Annotated in this window: 12 protein-coding genes; 8 read left to right on the top strand and 4 right to left on the bottom strand. The window is 57.8% G+C overall.

What is annotated here, in order from left to right; all coding sequences use genetic code 11:
• Window positions 1-79: 79 nt before the first annotated feature.
• Window positions 80-442: a response regulator gene (locus C9413_RS22935; protein ID WP_039845704.1), complete on the top strand. Its 363-nt coding sequence runs from the start codon at window positions 80-82 to the stop codon at window positions 440-442.
• A gap of 126 nt (window positions 443-568) precedes the next feature.
• Here C9413_RS22935 and ctrA read toward each other — a convergent pair whose 3' ends face one another.
• Window positions 569-1,270: a cell cycle two-component system response regulator CtrA gene (gene ctrA, locus C9413_RS22930; protein WP_003542362.1), complete on the bottom strand. Its 702-nt coding sequence runs from the start codon at window positions 1,268-1,270 to the stop codon at window positions 569-571.
• 441 nt (window positions 1,271-1,711) lie between these two features.
• Between ctrA and C9413_RS22925 the strand changes: the two genes are divergently transcribed.
• Window positions 1,712-2,062: a hypothetical protein gene (locus C9413_RS22925; RefSeq protein ID WP_039845703.1), complete on the top strand. Its 351-nt coding sequence runs from the start codon at window positions 1,712-1,714 to the stop codon at window positions 2,060-2,062.
• Window positions 2,063-2,159: 97 nt separating this feature from the next.
• Here C9413_RS22925 and C9413_RS22920 read toward each other — a convergent pair whose 3' ends face one another.
• On the bottom strand, window positions 2,160-2,438 hold the full coding sequence (locus C9413_RS22920) for a GNAT family N-acetyltransferase (RefSeq protein ID WP_039845702.1): 279 nt from the start codon (window positions 2,436-2,438) through the stop codon (window positions 2,160-2,162).
• A gap of 107 nt (window positions 2,439-2,545) precedes the next feature.
• On the opposite strand from C9413_RS22920, the gene C9413_RS22915 reads away from it, so the two are divergent.
• A complete protein-coding gene (locus tag C9413_RS22915; RefSeq protein ID WP_039846897.1) occupies window positions 2,546-3,013 on the top strand; it encodes a paraquat-inducible protein A in 468 nt (155 codons plus the stop codon).
• Between the two features lie 24 nt (window positions 3,014-3,037).
• Here C9413_RS22915 and C9413_RS22910 read toward each other — a convergent pair whose 3' ends face one another.
• Entirely contained in the window at window positions 3,038-3,313 is a 276-nt protein-coding gene (locus C9413_RS22910; RefSeq protein WP_007533628.1) for a DUF1153 domain-containing protein, read from the bottom strand.
• A 682-nt stretch (window positions 3,314-3,995) separates the two neighbouring features.
• Between C9413_RS22910 and C9413_RS34575 the strand changes: the two genes are divergently transcribed.
• Both C9413_RS34575 and C9413_RS22900 read left to right on the top strand, forming a co-directional pair.
• Window positions 3,996-4,334: a hypothetical protein gene (locus C9413_RS34575; protein ID WP_052451569.1), complete on the top strand. Its 339-nt coding sequence runs from the start codon at window positions 3,996-3,998 to the stop codon at window positions 4,332-4,334.
• Window positions 4,335-4,569: 235 nt separating this feature from the next.
• Entirely contained in the window at window positions 4,570-5,088 is a 519-nt protein-coding gene (locus C9413_RS22900) for an AAA family ATPase (RefSeq protein ID WP_267285097.1), read from the top strand.
• Window positions 5,089-5,280: 192 nt separating this feature from the next.
• Here the strand turns inward: C9413_RS22900 and C9413_RS22895 are convergent, their stop codons facing one another.
• Window positions 5,281-6,192, bottom strand: coding sequence for a LysR substrate-binding domain-containing protein (locus tag C9413_RS22895; RefSeq protein ID WP_039845700.1), 912 nt, complete (start codon window positions 6,190-6,192; stop codon window positions 5,281-5,283).
• A 166-nt stretch (window positions 6,193-6,358) separates the two neighbouring features.
• Here C9413_RS22895 and C9413_RS22890 point away from each other — a divergent pair, with 166 nt between their 5' ends.
• From C9413_RS22890 to C9413_RS22880, 3 genes are all read left to right on the top strand, one after another.
• Window positions 6,359-7,057 carry a type 1 glutamine amidotransferase domain-containing protein gene (locus C9413_RS22890; protein ID WP_039846896.1) on the top strand — a complete coding sequence of 233 codons (699 nt, stop codon included), beginning with the start codon at window positions 6,359-6,361 and terminating at the stop codon, window positions 7,055-7,057.
• Between the two features lie 624 nt (window positions 7,058-7,681).
• On the top strand, window positions 7,682-7,912 hold the full coding sequence (locus tag C9413_RS22885; RefSeq protein WP_223844020.1) for a cupin domain-containing protein: 231 nt from the start codon (window positions 7,682-7,684) through the stop codon (window positions 7,910-7,912).
• Between the two features lie 118 nt (window positions 7,913-8,030).
• The coding region (locus C9413_RS22880; RefSeq protein WP_170250946.1) for a DUF2332 family protein at window positions 8,031-8,408 on the top strand (378 nt) is incomplete at its 3' end.

Below are 8,408 nucleotides of genomic sequence, written 5' to 3'. Positions count from 1 at the left end.
ACACTTCCTTAGCCTAATGGACCTATTCTCAAGGACTGAGGGAGTTCCACTGGGGTAAAAGTGGAGCGAAGGAGCAGGCATGCAGCGGTTCATGATCACTGATAGTTCGGATGTCGTCCGCAAAGTCGGAAAGCGTATCCTTTCCGAACTCGATTTCCTTGTCAGTGAGGCGTCCAATGCAAGCGAAGCGCTTTCGCGCTGCCAGGCCGAGCTTCCGGAATATATCATCGTCGATTCCGGCATGGACGGCGCGCTCGAACTGATTTCCGCCATCCGGGCGATGGAAGGCGGCAAGGACGTCAAGATCTACTACTGTGTGATCGAGGCCGATCTCAAGAAGCTGATGATGGGCAAGCGGGCAGGGGCCACCGACTTCCTGCTGAAGCCCTTCGACCGCAAGATCCTGACGGCCGTCTTCGGCAACCGCGCCATCGCCGCCTGATTTCCTATATTCTTCAAGGCCTGAGCCGCCTCCGGGCGGCTTTGTTTTTTTGAGACCATGCAATCGAAACGAAAAATCCCGCCGGAAAAGCGGGATATCTCATATCGAAAGGGGAAATTCGGTGTCTCAGGCAGTTTCGGCGTACTCGGCGCCATCCGGCTCGCGCAGAACGTAGCCGCGGCCCCAGACGGTTTCGATGTAGTTTGCGCCGCCGGCAGCATTTGCGAGCTTCTTGCGCAGCTTGCAGATGAAGACGTCGATGATCTTCAGTTCGGGCTCGTCCATACCGCCGTAAAGGTGGTTGAGGAACATTTCCTTGGTCAGGGTCGTGCCCTTGCGGAGCGAAAGCAGCTCCAGCATCTGGTATTCCTTGCCCGTCAGGTGAACACGCTGGCCGCCGACTTCAACTGTTTTGGCGTCGAGGTTCACGATCAACTCGCCGGTCATGATGACCGACTGGGCGTGGCCCTTGGAACGGCGGACGATCGCGTGGATGCGAGCGACCAACTCGTCCTTGTGGAACGGCTTGGTCATGTAGTCGTCGGCGCCGAAGCCAAGGCCGCGGACCTTGTCTTCAATCCCTGCCATACCGGAGAGAATGAGGATTGGTGTCTTGACCTTGGACAGGCGGAGAGTGCGCAGCACTTCATATCCGGACATGTCTGGAAGGTTCAGATCGAGAAGGATGATGTCGTAATCATACAGTTTGCCGAGATCGACGCCTTCTTCACCAAGATCGGTGGTGTAGACGTTGAAGCTTTCGGATTTCAGCATCAGTTCGATGCTCTGCGCTGTCGCGCTGTCGTCTTCGATAAGTAGTACCCGCATTATTATCCCCTTTACCGCCGCCGAAAGGTGGTCTGGCCCCCTACGCGATACCGAATACTTCACTGCGTGATTTGGAAGCTGCCACGAAATGGTTAACAAATTCTGATTCACTCTGGCAAGAGGTAACGAATTTATTAAGCAATTTGTCCATTTCTCTGTTTTCCAATGAGAATCCGCAACGCCAATTCCTTAACTCTTACATTAAGAATGGCTGGTAAGCGATTCATTCGACTCACCAATGAACAGGATCCGGAAATCGCGTAGTGATGTTTACCGACCCTTAAATCATCGGCACTATCATTAACGATGCCCGTAAACGAAAGGTTACCAGCGGTAGGTTTTTGTTAATACCGATGGAAATTTTTTTTGCAGGCCGTTTCAAACCGGTGCGCAAGGGCAATTTTAGTAGAGCCGGGATCTCGCATCACTGGAGTAATGCGTATGAAGTCGCGTGAGAGCCTAGTTCGCCTGAAGGAGTTTCAGGTGAACGAAAAACGACGTCAGCTGCAGCAATTGCAGATGATGATGTCGGAATTCGAACGAATGACGAAGGATCTGGAAAGTCAGATCGTCATCGAAGAGAAGAAGTCCGGCATTTCCGACCCGAATCACTTCGCCTACCCGACCTTCGCAAAGGCGGCACGCCAGCGCGCCGACAATCTTCAGGTTTCCATCAAGGAATTGAAGATGCAGGAAGAGTCACTGGAGCAGGCGCTCGAGGAGATGCAGGCGGAATATGCCCGCGCTACCGCGCTCGAAGAGCGAGATAGCGTCATTCGGGCCCGCGCCTGACCGAGTGGCAGCGGACGCCGGCTGCGGCGTCCTGGGGATCGCCTGAAGAAGCCATGTATGACGGGCCGTAGTCCGTCATACATGGCTTTTGGTGTTGTTAATTCACCACGTCGCGCCATTCCTCGTGGCGTTGTGATTGCGCCTTGAAGAACGGGCAGAGCGCAAAGATCTTCCAGCCGCCCTTTCTCGCCTCTTCGACTGCGTGAAGCGCAAGCGCCTGGCCGACGCCTTTGCCGCGCAGGGCATCCGGCACGCCGGTGTGATCGATGATGACGAGCTTCAGCGACGTTCGGGAATAGCTCATTTCGGCTTCGTGGCCGTCGACCTTGGCCACATATCGCCCGCCCGAGGCATTGTCTTCGTTCCAAATGTCCATTGTATTTTCTCCGAAAACCGATGTTGTTCACGCAGACCGTGACATGGCGGCCATGCCATGCCAAGCCGGTGCAGGTGACGACACAGTGTTCAACCAAGGGATATTCGATGAGAAGACTGGTGGGAATCCGGCCGGTACTGCTTGCTGCAGCACCATTTTTCCTGGCGCTTGGGCTGGTGCTGCCTCTGATCCGATTCGAGAAGCTCTACTTTTTCGACGAAACGCCGTCGCTGGTGGAGATCGTCGCTTCGCTCTGGAGCGGAGGGGATATCCCGCTCGCGCTGATCGTCGGGATCGTGTCAATCGTATTGCCGATCCTGAAGATCATCGGCATTGCCGCCGAGGCGACAGCTGCCGGCGGCGGGACCGGCAGCTGGTTTTATCGTCACGCCGTACCATATCTGTCCAAGTGGTCGATGATGGACGTATTACTGGTGGCGATCGTGGTTGCGGCGGCGAAGACCACGGGCCTGGCGGATGCTTTTACTCAACCGGGACTGTGGTGCTACGCAGCGTCAACAATAATTTCGGGCCTTCTTCACTCCCTTCAGGGAAATGCGTCCGGCCCGAAATAAATGTCTTTGCCTGAGGCAGATGGTTCAGTGACGGTATTGCTGGATACGCGTCGTGCGCAGGCCGGCAAGGCCGTGACTGTTGATCGACGACTGCCAGGACAGGAATTCTTCGACGGTGAGCGTGTAACGCTCGCAGGCTTCTTCCAAGCTCAACAGGCCACCGCGCACTGCGGCGACAACCTCAGCCTTGCGACGGATAACCCAGCGCCGGGTATTCGGCGGCGGAAGATCCGCAATCGTCAGCGGGCTGCCATCGGGGCCGATGACATATTTTACTCGGGGACGTATCATTTCGGTCATTGGACTCTCTACACAACTCAAGACCACGCGGGCACTCTAGCTTGTCACATTTAAAAATTGCCTAAGCGCACAGTAAGACTTTGATAACAACTTTAGCTGCCTGACCGCCCGCCGCGGCGGGCTGCCTGCCGTAGTGTCAATTTGTACCGGATGCATGGCTCCCATGCCGAATAGAAATTACAGATATTTTGGGAGCGGCCTTATAAGCGCTGCAACATCATGAATGAGCGCTAGACCTCGTCTCCGTTCTTCTCGCAGCATCAGTCAAAGACTGCCTCGGCATGCCTCACGCCCCTACGACGCGGGGCATCGTTGCAGTCTTGCTGTTGTCCGGCGCCGTAGCGCTTTCTCTTGCGAGACCCGAACCGATGGCCCGCGGCTGAGGATAAGTCGATGACAAGACGTGAGCGCGCAGCCCGAAACTGCGCATAGGATAACGCTTTTCCGCTCTCCACCGCCGTTCGCACCGGCGAGCTGAAAGCCGACCTGAAGCGCCGGCTGGAGGACATGACGAAAGCCGCAGGCTTCGACCATTACCTCCTCGTAGCCTTTCCGCGCGCCGACAGCACGACTTTTCTCGAAAATCGCATCATCAGCAATTGGCCGCATAACCCTACCAATCTCTACGACGAGGTCGATCTGTTCTATCGCAGCCGGCTGGTAGGCGTTGAAGCGAACGATCATGCCGGTTTTCTGCGATGCCAGCCCATTCGCCGGCGGTGCCGCCAATCAGGAGAATCGCCGGCTGAATGCGCTGTTCCAGATGCATGGGCTGCAGAACACGTTCGGCTTTTCGCTGCACGACGCTGACCTGAAGCAATACATGTTCGCCTTCTCCGGTTGCCGTCCTGCGCTTTCGCGCGTATTGGGCGGTGCCGGTACGAATAATCGACAGCCAGTCGCCGCTCGCAAGCTGCGCGAGGCCGAATACCGGTGTTCGCTGATAGAATCAGCAGACCAAGACCCTGCGGAATGGCTGGCCCGTTGTCCTGAACCTGACGGGGAGGCAATTGGGCCGTGAACCCATAAACGCGAACGGCTGAGATGGGATGGGGATGCTGACAGTCAGCCAAAGCAGCCAGTGGGTTAGACGATTCACCTGTCAGCTCGCCCATGCGCTCCGTCTTGACCCCTGAACAGAGCGATCCTACAAGATAAACTATGGCAACACACCTCTGATTGGCCGCGCCTTGCGGCATTGAGCGAAGCGCAGTCCTGCACGGCACCGCGGGGCCATTTCCACTTGCCAAGCCAGAATCAGAAATTTTCCAATGCCCACGCTTTACCTCACTTGCGGTCTTCCCGGTTCGGGGAAGACGTCGCTCGCCAAGATAATCGAACATGAAGCATCTGCCCTCCGTCTGACCGGAGACGACTGGATGCACAAGCTTTACCCCGGCATCTCTACTCCAGAAGCCGAAACTGGTCCGTGCCGAGGTAAAGTCGAGAGCCTACAATGGCAGATCGCTCTACGTGCCATCAGGCTTCAGTGTAACGTTGTCGTGGATTGGGGAGTGTGGTCACGGGCAGAACGCGACACCTGCCGGGAGGAAGCTCGCGCAGCTGGTGCCCACGTCGTCCTCTGCTTCCTCGACGTTCCCTTTGATGAGCTTTGGAACCGGGTCTCCCGGCGAAACGCCGAGCTTCCAGTCGGCACGTTCGACATCTCGCGGGCGGACCTGCTTAGGTGGTCGAAGCTGTTCGAGCCGCCAACCGCCGAGGAGTTGGCGCTTTACGATCGGCAAACCCATCCAGCCATCAGCGCCCTCACATGAAACTCCACAGCGCCGGGGTATTCTCAGTCTGCGGAGTAGGCGGGTCCGGAGCAATTCGTTGATTTCGCGTAATTTTTTATAGCAGTCGTGCTCATGCTGCGAAGGTCTGCTTTGGGGCCGTAGAACGAACTCGCTGCGCGGGAGGGCGCCCGCGGTTGAGTCAGAGATCAACACGCATACGAGAAAGCCATCTTAGGTCTCTTCCGAAGTCACTTCTTTTGCCAGTTCGCCGATCATTGAACGCAACCACCTGTGGGCAGGGTCGTGGCGGTAGCGAACGTGCCAAGCCATCTGCACTGGAAAAGTGCCGAGGTCGACGGGCGCCGGTAGTACCTTCAGGCGCGAATCCCGCTCGAGGCTGCGACAGATAAGGCTCGGCAGCGTTGCGCAGTAGTCCGTGACGACAAGCATCTCGGGCACGGCAAGGAAGTGCGTGACAGAAACGGCGACTTCTCGCTTGAGGTTTTGTTGCCCCAATGCCTGGAAGAGGCCCGCGCGCAGCCGGCCCGGCGGGAGCACGTTCACATGCTTGAGCCGTTCGTACTGTTCTCGGGAAATACGGTCTCGAACGTCGGGATGGTCCTTGCGCACCACGCAGGCGAGCCCATCGTCCATAAGATGCTGGACGACAAGATTGTCCGGCGGATCGACGATGCGGCCAAGCACCATGGCCGTGGTACCGGAAATGACGCCGGTCTCGGCGAGATCGTTGCCGAATGCTGTCATGCGGAGCTTGATACCTGGCGCCAGCTCACGCGTCCTCGCAACGAGGCCCGGCATCAACACAAGCTCCACGTAGCTGTTCGGGGCAAGCGTGAACAGTCGTTCGGCGTTTGCTGGCTGGAACTCCTGCTGGTTCAAAACGAGATCGTCCAGTTGGGCCAGCGCTGCTTCGATCGTTGGAGCGATCTCCTCGGCCAGTTGCGTCGGCTTTATGCCGTACCGTTCACGGATGAACAGCGGATCCCGCAGGGTATCGCGCAGGCGGTTCAACGAGTTGGAAAGCGCCGGCTGGGTGATGCCTAGTCGCGCTGCCGCCCGTGTGACGCTCCGCTCCTCCATCAGTGCGAGGAAAACCGGGAGCAGGTTCAGGTCGTATCTCATCGAGATGTAATCTCATATGAATATCTAAAATCAAAGAAGTAAATTTCTGATATATGTGGGCAGGTGCCATTATCAGCTCATCGAAAGGCCGATGCGGCTGATCGAGCTCCAAATCAACCGGCTACGACGCCCTCACGGCGTATCATCTGACGAAGGGATCCGAACGATGAAAGTCCTCATGGTACTCACCTCCCACGACACTCTCGGTAACACCGGCACGAAGACCGGCTTCTGGCTCGAAGAGCTGGCAGCGCCGTACTACTTCTTCAAGGACGCCGGCGCCGAGATCACCCTCGCCTCGCCGAAGGGCGGCCAGCCGCCACTCGACCCGAAGAGCGACGAGCCGATGTTCCAGACGGACCTTACGCGGCGCTTCATGAATGACGAGGTTGCCAAGGCGCAGCTCGCGGGAACTGTGCGCCTGGACAGCGTCGACCAGAAGGACTTCGATACGCTCTTCTACCCCGGCGGCCACGGCCCGCTGTGGGATCTGGCCGAAGATCCGAATTCGATCAAGCTGATCGAATCCTTCACCGCGGCCGGCAAGCCGATCGCTCTCGTCTGCCATGCCCCGGGCGTCCTGCGTCAGGTGACCAATCCCGACGGCACGCCGTTCGTTCAAGGTCGCTACGTCACCGGCTTCACCAATAGCGAGGAAGAGGCCGTAGGTCTCACGAAGGTCGTGCCGTTCCTGGTGGAGGACGAACTCATCAGCCTCGGCGCGGTCTTCTCCAAGGTCAAGGACTGGGGTGTGCACACGGTCGTTGATGGCCAACTCATCACCGGTCAGAACCCCGCGTCATCGAGTGAGGCAGCGGAGGCGCTTTTAGCCGCTTTGAGCCAGATGAAGACCAGGACCGCCTGAGCGGGCTGAAACATCGTGATCTGCCGACGGCTAGTGTCGGCGGCAGCGCTTCGAAGACTGGACATCCAGTCGACGGCTTCGCGCGTCCTGCAAGTAGGTCGTCAATCTCGGGAGAAAGCCAATGAATGGTGCTGATTGCGATAAGGAAGAGGACCGCAAGTCCTCTGAATTGACCATGGTGTGTGAGTACGTGTGCCACTTCCTGGTGCGACCCACTGTTCGAATATGCAGAGCGTGGCTGCCTCGGTTAACGCAGAAACGCGCATTCTGGTCAACACGCCGGGACGCCACTCTTCTGTCGGCTGAAGGTTAAGATCGATAATCTGCATGATCCCCTCTGTTGGCAAAGTAGCACGCCGCGTCCGCATGAAGCCGGCAACCGGTGGTTCATCGAGTTAATAGAGGCGGTCGCGATTACCCGTGTCGATGATCGTTTGCATCCTCAACCGTCTCCGCGAGTTTGCCGTGGGCGACCAACATCTCCGCAAACGAGGGAACGTTGCTGGTATCAGGCCACACTTCCGGCTGCCACAGCCCGAGCGGACCATGCATTTCGGGCAATGAGAAAGTACGTGCGAGATCTCGATGACGAGTATGTGCTCAGGGAGCTTGCGGTTGACAGCCATGGCCTCACGCTCCGTTCTGGAAGGCCAAGCCGAGCTGTGGTTGGATGATGAACGAGAAACAGTATCGACGGGACAATCAGTCATCGTGCCGGCCGGCATCTGGCATGGCTTTCGTAATACCGGAAGCGCGACATTGCACATGCAGGCCATACTGGCCGCGCCAACCTTCGAGGCCACTTTCGAGGGGCAGCCGGAAGTGACGAGGCATTGGGTCACTGCAAAAGCGTAACACCCGCCGTCTTGACGACCGGAATGGGTCGAACTTGTGTAAAAGCGCCGCGCCTCGCTCCAATCTGATCCTTGGATCGTGTACTGTGACGAGACGTCGGGATTGGAGATCAGCGGATATGGGCGAGGAGGGCTTGGCCGAAATCTCAGCCCGATATATTCGCTTCGCCGATACGGAGGCTCACGGTCGGTCGCCGCTATACGAGGAGTTGGCTCGTGCGGTTGCTGGGGACCGGGAAACACTCGGCTTCCTGTCGACCCTCCCGGACGTGAAGCGGCAACCAAACCTTCTGCTCGCCGCGGTGCGTCACCTGTTCGGTACGCCGACAGGATGGAACGAGTTTCGCCAGGCGCTTCAGGCTAATCCCGACGCTATCCGCTCACTAATGCTCGAGCGCTCGACGCAAACCAAAGAGCCGGGAAGGTGCGCCACATTACTCACCGTACTGGCGCCCTTGCCGCAGCCGCTGGCCCTCCTGGCCGTCGGGACTGCCGCG

Origin of the sequence: Rhizobium sp. SEMIA 4085 (assembly GCF_013004495.1) — a bacterium.
Classification (GTDB): Bacteria; Pseudomonadota; Alphaproteobacteria; order Rhizobiales; family Rhizobiaceae; genus Rhizobium; species Rhizobium gallicum.
Note: the sequence above shows the minus strand (reverse complement) of the source record. Positions and strands in the feature narration are given on the sequence as shown.